The organism is Solwaraspora sp. WMMD1047, assembly GCF_029626155.1.
Classification (GTDB): domain Bacteria; phylum Actinomycetota; class Actinomycetes; order Mycobacteriales; family Micromonosporaceae; genus WMMD1047.
This window is the reverse complement of the sequence record NZ_JARUBL010000001.1, coordinates 2,343,876-2,358,521: the sequence shown is the minus strand read 5'-3', so window position 1 is coordinate 2,358,521 and position 14,646 is coordinate 2,343,876. Positions and strand designations below refer to the sequence as shown.

Genomic DNA, 14,646 nt, shown 5'->3' with positions numbered 1-14,646 from the left:
CCGAACCGAAACCTTCGACCGCGAAGATGGGCGGCGATCGGGCCGGCAGGCCCGTGCGATCGAAGGGACCGCACGAAGGTTAAGGAGCAACCGGTGCCCCTCGCACAGCTACGCCGCGTCCGCTGGGCCGTCCGCGCCACCCTGGCGCTGGGCGTGGCCGCCTCGGTGGCGGCCAACGTTCTGCACGCCCAGGACAACCCGGTCAGCCAGGCGATCGCCGCCTGGCCGCCGCTGGCCCTGCTGCTCACGGTCGAGCTGATCTCCCGGGTACCGGTGCACCGCCGGAGCCTGGCCGCCGCCCGGTTGGCCGCGACCGCCATCATCGCCGGCATCGCCGCCTGGGTCTCCTACTGGCACATGGTCGGCGTCGCCGCCCGGTACGGCGAGACCGGCGCCTCCCCGTACCTGCTGCCGCTCTCGGTGGACGGCCTGATCGTGGTCGCGAGCATCTGCCTGGTCGAGCTGGGCGGACACATCTCCACCGCCGAGGCGGCCGCCCGCTCGGACGCGCAGGCGGCCGACCGCACGCCGGGTCCGGCGGGCATCGGGATGGCCGAGGCGCCGGCGGCCGACCCACCTGCGGCGGCGGTCGAGCGGGCTACCCCGCCGGCGCCCCGCCCGGCCGGGAACGGCCGGGCGCCCGCGAAGGTGGGCGCCGCCACGAAGGTGAACGGTTCGTCGGCGGTGGTGGAGATGGCCGGTTTCCAGCCGACCGCGACCCGGTCCGCCCGGCCGAAGCCGGCGGCCCGCCCCCGCCGGCCGGTCGCCGAGACGGCCGCGCTGGCCGCTGCCATCCAGGCGGACCGGCCGGAGGCCAGCGAGGTCGACGTCGCCCGTGAACTCGGTATCACCCCCGCCCGGCTGCGCGCCGTCCGCCGCCAGGCCCGCGACCACGAGTTGGCCGCCTGACGCCAGCCTGTTGCCGCCGCTCGCCCGGTGCCTTCACCAGGAACGTTCGTGAACGTGGCCAGGCGGCTCGGGTAGCGGGTTGGTCCGTCCGAAGGTGATCTCGTGCTGATCCGGTAACCGCCGCAGTCGCTCCCGGCCGAGTTGTGGGCCAGGTGGTCGGCGGGCTGGCGGGGGACGGCCACCCGCCCACCGAGGGTCCAGGCTGGCCATCCCCGCGTCACGGTGAGCGGTGGTCAGGGCACTAGATCATGCGGCGCCGTACCCGCCACACCACCACACCGATCAGGACCGCCGCGACGGCGACGAACAGGGCCGCCTCGATGAGCTGGAACGTCCAGAACCGGTCGGCCGGATGGTAGACCCCGAACTGCTGGATGCCCCGCGCGTGTAGGAACTGGTTGAGGTTGGTGCCGGCCCGATTGGCGGCCTCCTCCAGCTCGTGGTACTCGGTCCAGCTCAGCCTGCGCCCGGCCGCGTCTGCGTAGCCGTCTTCGATCATCCAGTCAGCGTTGCTCGGTACCGGCCGGTGACCCGCCCGGTCTTTCGAGCCGCCGGCGGGGACCGGCTCCCTGGTGGTGAGCGGGGTGGCGTACGCGGGACGGGCCAGCAGCGCCACCGCCATCCGGGCGGCGAGGAACGCTCCGAACGCGACGCCGAACGCGGGCAGGCTGCGCCGCAGGATCGCCCCGGCGGCGGTGGCGACGCCGAACGCGAACAGCGCGTACGCCACCGGGACGAGTCCCTCCAGGTCGAAGGCGTCGTACTGGAACCGCCCTTCCCACGCGTCGAATGGCTGACGGAACCAGGTGAGCACCGCGGTGAACAGCGCGGTGAACATGACGGTGACGCCGGCCAGGCCCGCGAGCTTGGCGGCCAGCCAGCGCATCCGCGGTACGGCCTGGGTCCAGGCGAGCTGCCAGGTGCCGCTCTCCAGTTCGCGCGCGAGCAGCGGCGCACCGAGGAACGCACCGACGACGACGGGGACCAGGTAGAAGGCCGCCAGGAGGTTCTCGACGTACCCGTACTCCTCGTCGAGCCGGCGGAAGGAGGCCGCGCAGCCCTCGTTGAGACCGGCCTGTCCCGCACACCGGGCGGGACCGCCGGGGAACAGGTCGTGGGCCTGCGTCCCGAGCACGAGCAGGGCAATGCCGAACATGCCGACAAGCAGCCCCAGGACGCAGACCTCGGCCCGGTGCTGGCGCCAGATCAACCACGTCATGCCGCCACCCCCGACGTGACCGCGGCGCCCGGCTCGGACGGCCGCCGCAGGTACGCCAGCACCAGGTCCTCCAGCGCGACCGGCTGGGCCTGCCAGCCGGGCGCGGTGGTGATCGCGCCGTCGCGTACCAGCAGGGTCGTGTGCCGGTCGCTGTGGACGGCCTGCACCACGGTGCCGGCCTGGTCGAGGTCGGTGGCCGTGCGCGGGCCGACGAGCAGCCGGTGCTCGGCGAGGAGGGTGTCGATGTCACCGGTGAGCGTGACCCGGCCATGATTGAGCACGATCAGGTGGTCGCAGACGCGCTCCAGCTCGTGCACGAGGTGGGAGGAGAACACGACGGTCACCCCGCCTTCGGCGACCGCGCCCATGAGGACCTGGAGGAACTCGCGCCGGGCCAGCGGGTCGAGGCTGGCCACCGGCTCGTCGAGGACGAGCAGGTCCGGTCGCTTCGCCAGGGCCAGGGCCAACGCGACCTGGGCCTGCTGACCACCGGAGAGCGTGCCGGTTCTGCGGTCGAGTGGGATGCCCAGCTTCGCCAGCCGGCGCTCGGCCAGCCCCTGGTCGAACCGCAGGTTGCAGGCCCGGCCGAAGCGGAGCATCTCGGCGACGGTGAAGCGCTTGTACAGCGGGTGGTCCTGGGCCAGGAACCCGACCCGGGACAGGGTGTGCGGGGTGCTGGCGGTGACGTCGTGGCCGAGAACCTCCACGGTGCCCGTGCTCGGTGCCAACAACCCGACGACCAGGCGCAGCAGCGTGGTCTTGCCCGCGCCGTTCGGCCCGACCAGGGCGATCACGCCGCCGGCTGGCAGGGTCAGGGTGCAGTCGCGCAGTGCCCAGCCCTTCCGGTATCGCTTGCCCACACCGTCGGTGCGCAGCGCGAACCCGCTCTCTGTCACGCCACGTCCTCGTTCCTGGTTTGCCGGTGGTCGTTCCTGGTCTGCTGGTGGGCGGAAGCAAAGAGCGCGTCGACCGCCTGCTCGTCGAGGCCGGCGGCGTAGGCCCGGCGCAGCCAGGTTTCCAGGCCGCGGCGCAGCGACGTGTACGTCGATGCCGGCATCGCGGCCGACTGCTGCTCGTTGACGAACGTGCCCCGGCCGGGCCGGCCGGTGACCAGGTTCTCCTGCTCCATCTGCCGGTACGCCTTGGCGACGGTGTTCGGATTGATCGCCAGCTCCTCGACCACCTCGCGGATGAGCGGGAGGCGGTCGCCGGGTTGGAGGAAGCCCAGCAGCACCGCCTGCCGGACCTGCTGGACGAGTTGCAGGTACGGCGGCACGCCGGAGTGGGTGTCGAGCCGGAAGACGAACACGGTAGCCCCTTACTGCTTTACTAGGATCATAGTAAAGCAGGGTGCGGCGGCGACAAAATCAGCGACGGACGCGATGGGGCGGCTGGCCGCGTGGACCGTGGCTGGGGCACGTATCGGTACGGCGGTTCAACCGACACCGTGAACGTGTGTGGTCAGGGCACTAGCCGGTGCCGGCGGGTGGGGTCTCGGAAGGTGCGCCAGGTGAGGTGACGGCGGTGAGCGGGGTGGTCGGGGTGGCCACCGCGGCCGTGGCGGCCACCACCGGGGTGGTGCCGGCCGCCGGCAGCCGGACCGTCACCTCCAGGCCGCCGCCGGGCTGGGCGACCGCGCTGACCGTGCCGCCGTGCGCGTCGCAGACCGCCCGGACGATGGAGAGCCCGAGCCCGGAACCGCGCGCCCCGGTCCGCTCCCGGCCGCCGCGGCGGAACGGCTCGAACAGCCCCGGCACGTCGGCCTGGTCCACCTCGAACCCGGTGTTTCCCACCACCAGCCAGGACTGGACCTGGTCGGAGCCCGTGTTCACCCAGAGCCGGCCGTGCAGGTGGTTGTAGCGGACCGCGTTCTCGATCAGGTTGCCGGCCAGCCGCTCCAGCAGACCCGGGTCACCCACCACCGGGGACTGCTGCAGTGACGTGGTCACCACCAGCTTGAGCCGTTCGGTCTCGGCCCGCATCGCCGACAGCGCCGAGGCCGTACCGTCGGCGAGGTCGACCGGCACCTTACGCCCCAGCCGGCGCCCCGACTGGCCCTCGCTGCGGGCCAGCACCAGCAGCGCGTCGACCAGTCCGTTGGCCCGTTCCGAGGCGTCCCGCACGACGGTGGCCATCCGGCGGTACTCGGCCACGTCCGCCTCGTCGTCGGCGAGCGTCACGTCGATCTCGGTACGCATCACCGCCAGCGGCGTACGCAGCTCGTGCGAGGCGTTGGCGACGAACCGTTTCTGCGCCTCGAACGCCTCCCCGATCCGGTCCAGCATCGCGTCGAAGGTGCCGGCCAGCTCCGCCACCTCGTCGTCCGCGCCCGAGTAGCGGATCCGCTGGTCCAGCGTGGCCTCGCCGAGCCGCCGGGCGGTGGAGGTGACCTGGTGCAGCGGCCGCAGGGCCCGGCCGGCCACCGCGTACGCGCCGGCCACCCCGACCACGCTTATCGCCAGCAGGGCCACCAGGCCCTTGGCGATCAACTCCTGGGTGGCGTCGTCGGCCGCCTGTTGCTGCCACTGCCGGGCCTCCACGATCCGGCCGTCGGTCAGCCGGACCGTGTTGCCAGGCATCAGGTCGTCGGTGGGGCGCAGCGCGTCGGCGACCAGCAGCCAGGCCAGCACCACCAGGATCGCGCCCGCGCCGACCAGCAGTACCCCGTTGAGCAGCGTCAGCCGCAGCCGCAGGGTGGGCCGGAGCCGGGGCCGACGGCGGCTGAGATAGACCGTCATGCGGTGACCTGACCCGCCTGGTACGGATCGGAAACCCGGTAGCCGGCGCCGACCACCGTCTCGATCAACGGCGGATCGCCGAGCTTCTTCCGCAGGGTCATCACGGTGACCCGGACGGTGGTGGTGAACGGGTCGGTGTTGGCATCCCAGACCCGCTCCAGCAGCTCCTCGCTGGAGACCACCGCGCCGCGGCCCTTCAACAGCTCCTCCAGCACCCCGAACTCCTTGCGGGTCAGGTCGACCGGCGCGCCGGCCCGGGTCGCGACCCGCTTCGCCGGATCGACCACCAGGTCGGCGACCGCCAGCACCGGCGGGGCGGCCGGCGTGGCCCGCCGGCCGAGCGCCTGCACCCGGGCCACCAGCTCGTCGAAGGCGAACGGCTTGGGCAGGTAGTCGTCGGCGCCCAGCTGCAGGCCCTCCACCCGGTCGGCGACCGTGCCGCTGGCGGTCAGCATCAGGACCCGGGTGAGCGTGCCGGAGGCGACCAGGTCGGCGCAGATCTGGTCGCCGTGCACGCCGGGCAGGTCCCGGTCCAGCACCACCACGTCGTACCGGGTGACAAGCGCCATCTCGTGGCCGGCCGAGCCGTCGTACGCGACGTCCACCGCCATCCCCCGCCGGCGCAGGCCACGCACGATCGCGTCGGCGAGGTTGCGCTCGTCCTCCACCACCAGCACCCGCACCGCGACCACCCCTTCGTCGAACCGATCCCGGTCAAAGCTAGCCGCGCCGGGCAACGCCGCCGGCGGGCGGTCAGATCCGCCACACCCCCACCGACCCGTCGAGCCGGCGGCAGATCAACACCCCGGGTTCGGCCGCGCAGTCGCCGACGACGTCGCGCAGCGGCTGCAGTACCCGGACCCGGGCCGCGGCCGGGTCCAGCTCCGCCACCCAGGCGGTGCCGTCCGGGGCGACCCGGACGCCGGTCAGCCGGCCCGCGCCGGCCACCACCCGGACCACCTGCCAGGCGCCCAGCTCGCCCCGGACCTCGCCGGTGGCCGGGTCCAGCACGGTCAGCGGGGCCGCCCCCACCGCCCCGGAGCGGCTGGCCAGCAGCCGGTCGCCGACCCGGGTCAGGTTCTCCCAGCGGCCGTCGGTCCAGACCGTCCGCCCGGTGGCCGGGTCGGCGGCCCGGACCCCGCCGTGCCGGCGGTACAGGCAGAGACCCGCGCCGCACGGGATCGGGCCGTACTCCCGTCCCGGGTCCCGGGTCAGCTGCCATCGGTGGTCCAACCGGTCCAGTCCGTACGCGGTGACGGTCCGACTGCCGTCATCGACGAGCAGCAGGTCGCCGGCCACCCGGGCCGGCAGTGACGCGCCCACCGGACCGCGCCCGGGCAGGTCGGCCGCGCGCAGCACGGCGGCGGCGGCCAGGTCCCGGATCTCGACCCGGCCACCGGGCCGGCTCACCACCAGCGCGGTGGCCCGGACCGGCCCGGACCGGTCGGCCGCCGCGGCCACCTCGCCCGGGTCGCCGGTCGGCCCCCGCTCGTACCGGTAGGACCGCAGCGTGCCGGCCGGCAGCGGCAGCGACCACCGCTGCGCCGCGTCGGCGGCGGCCACCGCCAGCAGCGTGCCGGGCGGATTGTCGGTCACCGTGGTCTGTCCCGGCGCGGCCCAGAGCAGCACGTCCCCGGCGGCCGTCACCCCCTCCAGGGTGGCCGTCCGCCGCCACCGCACCAGACCGGTCGCCGCGTCCAGACCGACCGTCTCCCGGCGCGCGACCGAGCTCCAGTCCACGGTGAGCACCAGCGTCCCGCCGAGCACCAGCGAGTTGCCGAGCGGGCCGGACAGCGGCATCGGCACCCGCCACAGCGGCGCCCCGTCGGGCAGCCGGTACGCCGCCAGCCAGCGGTCGCCGGCCGCCGCCTCGCCGGGCGGATCGGCCACGAAGATCCGGTCGGGCGCGCTGATGGTCAGCGCACCCTGCCGGGCCGGCACCGTCGCCTCGGCCGGCGGGCGGGCCACCGGAGCGGCCGCGGCCACCCCGGCGAGCAGCACCGCCAGGGTGCCGCCGAGCCGGGGCCAGCGCGGCATCCGCCGGACCGCCCGGGTGGCTACCGGCCGGGGCCGCCCGGCCGGCGGCCGGTGGGCGGTCGACGCTGCCGACATCTCACCCAGTTCGATGGCGGCCACGCTGCGCCCCCCTTCCGATGCCGATCCGCGACCGGCCGCCTACCCTCCGGTCGTCGCGGCGATTGTCCCCCCGCGCCGCCGGTCGCGCCGTTGCCGGTCCGGACACCGAAACCGGATCACCCCGGCGAGCGGCGGGGGCCGTCCGGGTGACGGCCGGGTCCGGGCGGCCCACCGGCCCGCCGGGGCCGTCCGGGTGACGGCCGGGTCCGGGCGGCCCACCGGCCCGCCGGGGCCGGCCGGACCAGCCCGCCGGATCGGCCGACCGCCACCTGTACGATGTCGCGTCGTGGGTGTCCCGGTTACTACTGACTCGTCCGATGCCGCACCGGGGACCACCACCCCCCAGCGGTCGCTGTCGCGGCTGTGGCGGCGGCCCGCCCGCGCCGATCTGCTCGCCGTCGGCGTCTACCTGCTGCTGGGTGCGCTCGTCTGCGGCAACCACTGGGCGGACATCCAGGGCCGGGTCTCCTCACACCTGCCCACCGACAACAGCTGGTTCGAATGGCTCTTCTCGCACGGCGCCTACTCCGTGCGGCACCTGACGAACCCGCTCTTCTCCGACCGGCAGAACGCCCCCGACGGGGTGAACATGATGGCGAACACGTCGATGCTGGGCGTGACCCTGCCGATGGCGCCGATCACCATCCTGTTCGGGCCGCAGGTCGCGTACGTGCTCTACCTGGTCGTCGCGATGGCCGGCACCGCGGCGACGTCGTACTGGGCGCTCTCCCGGCACCTGGTGACGTCGCGGGCCGCGGCGTTCGTCGGCGGGGCCTTCCTCGGCTTCGCACCGGGCATCGTGCACCACGCCAACGGGCAGCCCAACTTCGTCTCGAACTTCCTGTTGCCGATCATCCTGGTCTGGGTGCTGCGCCTCGGCGAGCCGGGCCGGTGGCTGCGCAACGGGCTGATCCTGGGCCTGCTGGTCACGTACCAGATCTTCATCAACGAGGAGATGCTGCTGCTCACCGCGCTGGCGTGCGCGGTGATCGTGCCGCTGTGGGCGGCCGCCCGCTGGCGCCGGCTGCGCGACCAGGCGGTGCCGTTCCTGCTCGCCCTCGGTGTCGGCGGCGGGCTGACCCTGCTGCTCGCCGGCTACCCGATCTGGTTCCAGTTCAACGGACCGCAGTCCTACCGGAGTCTGCAGGGCGGGATCTTCCACAGCTGGGGCGAGGACGTGCAGGCGTTCGTCACCTTCGCCCGGGACACCCTGGCCGGCTCGCCGGAGGCCGAGCAGACCATCGGCATGACCGAGCAGAACACCTGGTTCGGCTGGCCGCTGGTGATCGTCGCGGTGCTGGCCGCCGGGCTGCTCTGGCGCCGGTCGCTGGCGGCCCGGATCGCCACCACCGTCGGGGTGCTCTTCGCGGTCGCGTCGCTCGGCCCGCAGCTGCGGATCGGCGGGGAGCTGACCGAGCGGTCCGGGCCGTGGAGCCTGATCCCGCCCGACCTGCCGCTGGTCGAGATGATGATGCCCACCCGGTTGAGTCTGGTCACCGTCGGCGCGGTCGGCGTCCTGCTGGCCCTCGCCTGGGACGCGGTGGCGACGGCCGCCGCTACCAGGCCCGCCACAAGCGTTGAACCGGACCGGTCCGCCACCGCGGCCCAGCCGGACCAGCCGACACGCTCGGCCGGCCCGGAGGGGCCAGCGGACCGGCCGGGTCGCCGATGGTTGCCGGTCGTCGGGTACGCGGCCATCGCCCTCGCGCTGCTGCCGCTGGTGCCCCGGCCGCTGCCGGTGCAGTCGGTCGAACCGCCGCCGACGTTCATCACCTCGGGCGACTGGCGGCCGTACGTGCCGGACGGCCGGACCCTGGTGCCGGTGCCGATCCCGAGCAACGTGCACGGTCTGTCCACGCTGCGGTGGAGCGCGCTGACGCTGCACGAGTTCCCGGTGCCCGGCGGGTACTTCATCGGCCCCGGTCCGGAAGGGCTGGGCCAGTTCGGCGCCCCGACCCGACCCACGGCCGCGTTGATCTACCGCGTGATGGACGGGGTCGAGGAGCCGATCACCGGCGAACAGCGGGCGCAGGCCGTCGAGGACCTGCGGTTCTGGAACGCGTCGGTGGTGGTGCTCGGCGACCACCCGAGCGCCGATGTGCTCCTGCCGCTGATGACCGACCTGCTCGGCCCGGCGCAGCGGGTCTCCGACGTCTGGCTCTGGGACGTCCGCCCGCTGGTGGGTTGACCACCCGGCCGGCTCAGCCGACCAGCGGGCGGACGTCCCACACCCAGGCACCGGAGATCATCTGGCCGGGGCCGAGCAGCAGGTCGACCGTCTCCTTCACCGGGTTGCCGCGGTGCAGACCGCCCTGGACCACCACCGCCGCCCGCCAGTGCCGCAGATCCTCGACGGCCTGCGCGCGGTGTTCGTCGGTGATGACCGGCACCTCACCGGTCGCCGCGACCTGATCCAGCAGGATGGCGGTCGGCCGGTCCGGTGACCCCCAGCGGGCCTGCCGGTCGTCCGGGCCGGCCGGCCCGATGAAGTAGCCGCCCGGGGCGGTGAAGGCCAGCCCGGTCCGCGCCGACCAGTACATCCCGGCGGTCGCCTCGCTCCCCCGGGTCGGCGGCACCGGCACCAGGGTGCGCCCGTCGGGCACGTACTCGCGCCACTGCCCGGTCGCCACGAACTCCGGCACCGGCCAGGCCGGCTTGGTCTGGATCGGCACCGGCGCCGCCGGCAGCAGCGCCGCGACCACCGCCCCGGTCCAGAGCCAGCGGATCGGCACCGCGCCGCCCGGCCGCTGGGCCGGGTCCTCCGGCTGCCGGGCCGCGTCGTCAGGCCGCTGGGCCGGGTCCCCGGCCCGGCGGGCCGGCTCGCTCGACCGGTGGACCTGGTCCAGGGAGATGGCCAGCACGATCGCCACGATCGGTACGCAGATGAGCGGAAACCGGGCCGGCACCGCCAGGTCGATCAGCGGCAGATCCTGCACCAGCCGGTACGGGCCGATCAGGTCGGTCTGCTCGCCGTCGACGCGGATCCGCCCGCCCAGCGACAGCGCGGCGAAGACCACCGCGCAGACCGTCAGGGCCTTGACCAGCGGCCGGCGCCACTGCCAGCTCGCCGCGACCACGCAGAGCCCGATCAGGGCCAGCCCGAAGAACGAGTTCTCCTCGGTCGGGTTGGGTGCCAGCCGGGCCGCCGCGGCGTCGCTGCCGGCCAGCGACTGCCGCGCGTAGCTGGCGTAGGAGGCCAGGTCCAGCAGGTACGAGTGGGCGTTGAACGGCATGCCGCGGTAGTGCGCCGGTCCGAAGAACTGGAACCACAGCGGGTACGCCAGCAGCGCCAGCGCGGTGAGCGCACCGATTCCGAGCCGGGCGAGGAACGGCCGGGCCAGCCGGCGGGCGGCGGCCGGGTCGGCCACCGCGTACGCCACCGTGAACAGGCCGCAGGCCAGCACCAGGAAGAAGAGCACCTCCTCGCCGAGGAAGACCTGGTAGGTGACGACCAGCCCGAGCAGGACCCCCCGGCGGACCACCCGGTCGGTGGCCGGGGAGAAGACCAGCCACAGGATCACCGGCACCAGGAACTGGGCGATCATGTGCAGGTGCGCGGTGGCCTGCGAGATCATGCCCGGGGCGAAGCCGCAGAACAGCCCGCCGATGGCGGCGGCGGTGCGGGTCAGCCCGAGCCGGCGGGCCAGGAAGAGGTACCAGGCCGCCGCCGTGGCGGCGAGCGAGCCGGTCAGCGCGACCAGGAACGCGACCCGCGATCCGAACAGCCACGTGACCGGGGTGAGCGGGATGCCCAGCCCGAACACCGACGTGTTCGCCATCAGGTTCAGCCCGTCCGGGGCGTTGAGCGCGGTGCTGTAGAGCGGGTTCTCCAGGTGCGTGACCGCCCGCGCGGCGCGGGCCAGCATCCATTCGAAGAGGATCTGGTCGTTGTCGGCGTGGGTCATCTCGCCGGGGCGCAGCCAGAGCCGGCCGGCGACGTAGCAGCCGGCGAGCAGGTAGCCGACGAGCACGGCGGCGTCGCGTACCGGCTCGGCCCGCCACCAGTGCGCGCCGCGGTCCATCAGCCCGGGGCGGTGGTCACGGGCCGGACGTCCCACACCCACACGTCGTCGATCTGCCGGCCCGGCCCGGCGATCTGCTGCACCGTGCGACGCAGCGGATCGGCGTTCTGCTCCCGGATCGGCAGCACCAGGATCGCCGCCCGCCAGTACCGCAGTTCGTCCAGGGACCGGCGGCGCTGCGCCTCGGTCATGGTGACGGGTCGGCCGGTGGTCCAGACCCGGTCCAGGATGGTGCCGAGCCCGTTCGGCCGGCCGCCGAACCGGCCCGGGTCGCCGGTCATCCCGTTGCGGGGGGCGAGGAAGTACCCGCCGGGGATCTTGAAGTCGAGGTTCGTGGCGGCGGCCCACCGCATGCCGTGGGTGTGTCCCATCGCCGGCACCGGCACCGGCACCAGCGTCTGGTCGTCGGTGACGTACTCCTCCCAGGCGCCGGAGGTGATGAAGTCCGGCACCGGCGGCCGGGACACCTCCCGCAGCGGCAGCGGCAGCACCGGCAGCAGCGCGACCACCAACGCGGTCACGATGAGCGTGCGGGTGGTCCGCAGGCTGCCGAGCTCCACCGTCCAGGCCCGGTCCACGGCCAGCGCCAGCAGCAGCGCCACCACCACGGAGGTGATCAGGCCGAACCGGGTCGGGACCACCGCGTCGAGCAGCGGCGCGTGGACCAGCCAGTCCCACGGACCCCAGAGCTCGCCCCGGCTCCACCAGGAGACCCGCTCGCCGAGCGAGAGGACGGCGAAGAGCAGGCCGGTGAAGGCGAGTGCCCGGACGATCAGCTCGCGCCGCAGCCAGACCACGATCGCCACGGTGAGCAGCGCGAGGCTCCAGCCGAAGAAGGCGTTCTCCTCGGAGTAGTTCGGCGCCAGCTCGATGTTGGCCCGCCGGTCGCCGCCGAGCGTCGTCGATCCGGGCGCGAAGAACGCGGCCAGGTCGTTGCCGTAGTCGCGGACCGCGTCGCTGAGCCCGTGGTACGCCTGCCGGCCGGCGAACTGCACGTAGAGCGGGTACGCCAGCAGCGCGGTGGCGACCACCGCGCAGACCGCCACCCCGCCGAGCAGCGGCCGCCACGCCGACGCCCACAGTCCGGGCCGCTGGGCCACCATCGCCAGCAGGAATACTCCGCAGGCCAGGGCGGTGAAGAGCAGGATCTCCTCGTTGATGAACGCCTGGTAGGTCACCAGCAGGGCGAGGATCACCCCGTCCCGGACGACCCGGGTGGAGCGGGTCAGCACCAGCACCCGCCAGACGATGAACGGCAGCAGGAACTGGGAGATGATGTTCGGATGCCAGTTGGCGTGCGACAGCATGGCTGGCGAGAAGCCGCAGAACCAGCCGCCGACCATGGCCGCGACCGGCCATCGGACCAGGTGTCGGGACAGGACGTAGTACCAGGCCGAGGCGGTGCCGGCGAGGGCGAGGGTGACCAGCACGACGAAGGTGACCGCCGGTCCGAAGAGCAGGGTCACCGGCACCATCGGGATGCCGAGCCCGAGGATGGCCGTGTTGGCCATCAGGTTGACCCCGTCAGGATAGTTCAACTGCTCGGTGAAGAACGGGTATTCGCCGTGCAGCACGACGCGTACCGAGTGGGCCAGGAAGTACTGCACCTGGGCCGGGTCGCTGCTGTAGAGCGAGGCCACCCGCCCGGCCGGGTCCAGCCAGATCTGGCTGGTCACCCAGACCGCCATCACCAGGAAGAAGCCGTAGACCGACAGGTCGCGGCGCCAGCTCGGCCAGCGTCCGGCCCGGGCCGGCTGGGCGGCCCCGTCGGCCGCCGTAGCCGGCGCGCGGTCCGCCGGCTGGCCGGCATCCGGGCGTACGCCGTTGCTGGGCGCGTCCGGGCGGACGCCGTGGTTGGGCGCGTCCGGGCGGACGCCGTTGGTTGGCCTGGTCGGGTCGTCGGCAGCGGGTGCGTCGGGTCGGGCGCCGACGGCGGGGGCGTCCGAGCGGACGCCGTTCACGGCCGATTCGGACCGCACGCCGTTGGCGGCAGCGTCCGGTCCCGCACCCGCCGGGTCGGACGCGGCCAGGTCCGGATCCGACGGTGCGTCGAGACGGGGGTCGGGAAGCGTCACAGTCGGCGGAGTCTACAGGAGTGCCCGTAACGTCCCGATCCTCGGGGAGCCGCCTCGGCCGGTCGGCCGAGGCGGCCCTCACCAGCGCGTACCCGGCCCGGTTCCGGCGCCCGGTCGGGCTTTGCGCGGTACCGCCCGCGCGGGTCCGGGCGTCTCGTAGGATGTTGCTCTCAAACCGGTCGACCTGATCGGCCAGCCGATTCGATCGGGAGGCGGACGCGTGGGTTCAGTGCGTCATCGCGGCATGCTGGGCGCGGCGGTGTTCCTGGCCCTCCTTGCGACGGGCTGCGACATCGCGATCGCCCAGCCCCCCGAGGCCAGCCTGCGGGCCGGTTACGACACCCGCGACGGATCGCTGGAGGTCTGGCCGGCCCGGGGTGGTCAGATCGGGGACGAACAGGCCCGCGAGGCGGTCACCGCCGCCGTCGAGCGGTGGCGCTCCCCGGTGGACGATCGGGTCCACCTGCCGTCCTCGGGCATCCTCTGGCTCGGCGAGGCCGCCGGTTCCCGGCTGGCGCTGGTGGCCGCCAACGTGCCGGGCGAGTCCGCGTCCTGGCTGCTGCAGCTCACCGGCGAGGGTACGGACTTCTCGGTCGGCCGCGCCGTCGAGTACACCGACCCCGGCTACCTGGTCTACTCCGACGTGCTGCCGGTGCAGCTGCCGACCGGCCGGCACTACCTCGCCTCCACCCGGGTCGAGCGGCTGCTCGGGCCGGACGGCGAACCGGTCGCCTTCACCGACGGGCTCAGCGGGCCGGTGGCGATCCCGGACTGCGCGGCCAGCACGCTGACCGTCGGGCTGCGGGCGACCGAGGCGCTGCCCGACGGCCGGTCCGGCGACAAGCTGATCGACCTCGGCACCGGCATCGACGCGCCGAAGTATCCGCTGGTCAGGGACGACTCCGGCGCGGCCGGCACCATCCTGGCCGGGCTGGACAGCTGCGCGCTGGCGAGCCGGGACGGCCCGTTCGGTGCCATCCCGCACCGGTTCCACGACCGCAACAGCTGGGAGTCGGTGCCGGCCTCCTGGCCGATCGACCGGCTGGCCACCCGGCCGCTGGGCGAGATCCCGTTCGGCGCCGGGCCGCCGGCCGAGCTGGAGCAGCTCACCTGGCGGTCGGACGAGGGCACGATGACCGCGGCGGTGGTGCGGCCGGACAACGGCGCACCGGTCGCCACCAAGTCCGACCGGATCAGTCCGCTGCAGACCTACCAGCTGCCGGTACCGGGCGGCCAGCCGCTGGTGGTGCTGGTCTGGCGGGCCGCCACGGACACCGCCCTGTCGGTGCCGCTCGGCACCGTCCGGCTGGTGGACCGGCCGGGGCTGGTGGTGGTGGAGCGGCCGCCGACGCGGCAGACCTTCACCCTGAACACCGCCGACAAGAGCACCCAACGCCAGGTCGGCGGCGAGGACTGACCTACGGCGGCAGACCGACGCGGTAACCAGCCGACGCGGTACCAGCCGGGGCGGGTTACCGGTCGACGTGACGGACCAGCCGGTGCGCGGTGACCGGCCGACTCGTGGCCGGCCGGTCACCCGGGTCCGA

Annotated in this window: 10 protein-coding genes and 1 pseudogene; 3 read left to right on the top strand and 8 right to left on the bottom strand. The window is 74.0% G+C overall.

Annotated elements, in window-relative coordinates:
- The first annotated feature begins 93 nt into the window (after nucleotides 1–93).
- Nucleotides 94–909, top strand: coding sequence for a DUF2637 domain-containing protein (locus O7627_RS10880; protein ID WP_278093371.1), 816 nt, complete (start codon nucleotides 94–96; stop codon nucleotides 907–909).
- 241 nt (nucleotides 910–1,150) lie between these two features.
- Here O7627_RS10880 and O7627_RS10875 read toward each other — a convergent pair whose 3' ends face one another.
- The 6 genes and pseudogenes from O7627_RS10875 to O7627_RS10850 form a co-directional block, all read right to left on the bottom strand.
- The gene (locus tag O7627_RS10875) at nucleotides 1,151–2,128 is read right to left on the bottom strand and encodes an ABC transporter permease (protein WP_278093370.1); all 978 of its coding nucleotides are present in this window, start codon (nucleotides 2,126–2,128) and stop codon (nucleotides 1,151–1,153) included.
- Nucleotides 2,125–3,024 carry an ABC transporter ATP-binding protein gene (locus tag O7627_RS10870; RefSeq protein ID WP_278093369.1) on the bottom strand — a complete coding sequence of 300 codons (900 nt, stop codon included), beginning with the start codon at nucleotides 3,022–3,024 and terminating at the stop codon, nucleotides 2,125–2,127. Before O7627_RS10870 ends, O7627_RS10875 begins: the two co-directional genes overlap by 4 nt.
- The gene (locus tag O7627_RS10865) at nucleotides 3,021–3,437 is read right to left on the bottom strand and encodes a GntR family transcriptional regulator (RefSeq protein WP_278093368.1); all 417 of its coding nucleotides are present in this window, start codon (nucleotides 3,435–3,437) and stop codon (nucleotides 3,021–3,023) included. Before O7627_RS10865 ends, O7627_RS10870 begins: the two co-directional genes overlap by 4 nt.
- A 274-nt stretch (nucleotides 3,438–3,711) precedes the next feature.
- Nucleotides 3,712–4,866 (bottom strand): annotated as a pseudogene (locus tag O7627_RS10860) (HAMP domain-containing sensor histidine kinase); the annotation flags it as partial.
- Complete coding sequence (locus O7627_RS10855) at nucleotides 4,863–5,549, bottom strand: response regulator transcription factor (protein ID WP_278093367.1); 687 nt, start codon at nucleotides 5,547–5,549, stop codon at nucleotides 4,863–4,865. The gene O7627_RS10855 and the pseudogene O7627_RS10860, both read right to left, overlap by 4 nt.
- A 70-nt stretch (nucleotides 5,550–5,619) precedes the next feature.
- Complete coding sequence (locus O7627_RS10850) at nucleotides 5,620–7,002, bottom strand: PQQ-binding-like beta-propeller repeat protein (RefSeq protein ID WP_278093366.1); 1,383 nt, start codon at nucleotides 7,000–7,002, stop codon at nucleotides 5,620–5,622.
- Nucleotides 7,003–7,354: 352 nt separating this feature from the next.
- Between O7627_RS10850 and O7627_RS10845 the strand changes: the two genes are divergently transcribed.
- Entirely contained in the window at nucleotides 7,355–9,190 is a 1,836-nt protein-coding gene (locus tag O7627_RS10845) for a hypothetical protein (RefSeq protein WP_278098244.1), read from the top strand.
- Nucleotides 9,191–9,203: 13 nt separating this feature from the next.
- Here the strand turns inward: O7627_RS10845 and O7627_RS10840 are convergent, their stop codons facing one another.
- Nucleotides 9,204–11,060, bottom strand: coding sequence for a hypothetical protein (locus O7627_RS10840; protein ID WP_278093365.1), 1,857 nt, complete (start codon nucleotides 11,058–11,060; stop codon nucleotides 9,204–9,206).
- On the bottom strand, nucleotides 11,024–12,985 hold the full coding sequence (locus tag O7627_RS10835; RefSeq protein ID WP_278098243.1) for a hypothetical protein: 1,962 nt from the start codon (nucleotides 12,983–12,985) through the stop codon (nucleotides 11,024–11,026). The genes O7627_RS10840 and O7627_RS10835 overlap by 37 nt, the downstream gene beginning before the upstream one ends.
- A 334-nt stretch (nucleotides 12,986–13,319) precedes the next feature.
- On the opposite strand from O7627_RS10835, the gene O7627_RS10830 reads away from it, so the two are divergent.
- Nucleotides 13,320–14,516, top strand: a complete 1,197-nt coding sequence (locus tag O7627_RS10830) for a hypothetical protein (RefSeq protein ID WP_278093364.1) — start codon at nucleotides 13,320–13,322, stop codon at nucleotides 14,514–14,516.
- Nucleotides 14,517–14,646: the final 130 nt, after the last annotated feature.

What these genes read in the sequence shown, in the direction of transcription:
- O7627_RS10875 (WP_278093370.1), bottom strand. Translation starts at nt 2,128, where the DNA reads ATGACGTGGTTGATCTGGCGCCAGCACCGGGCCGAGGTCTGCGTCCTG.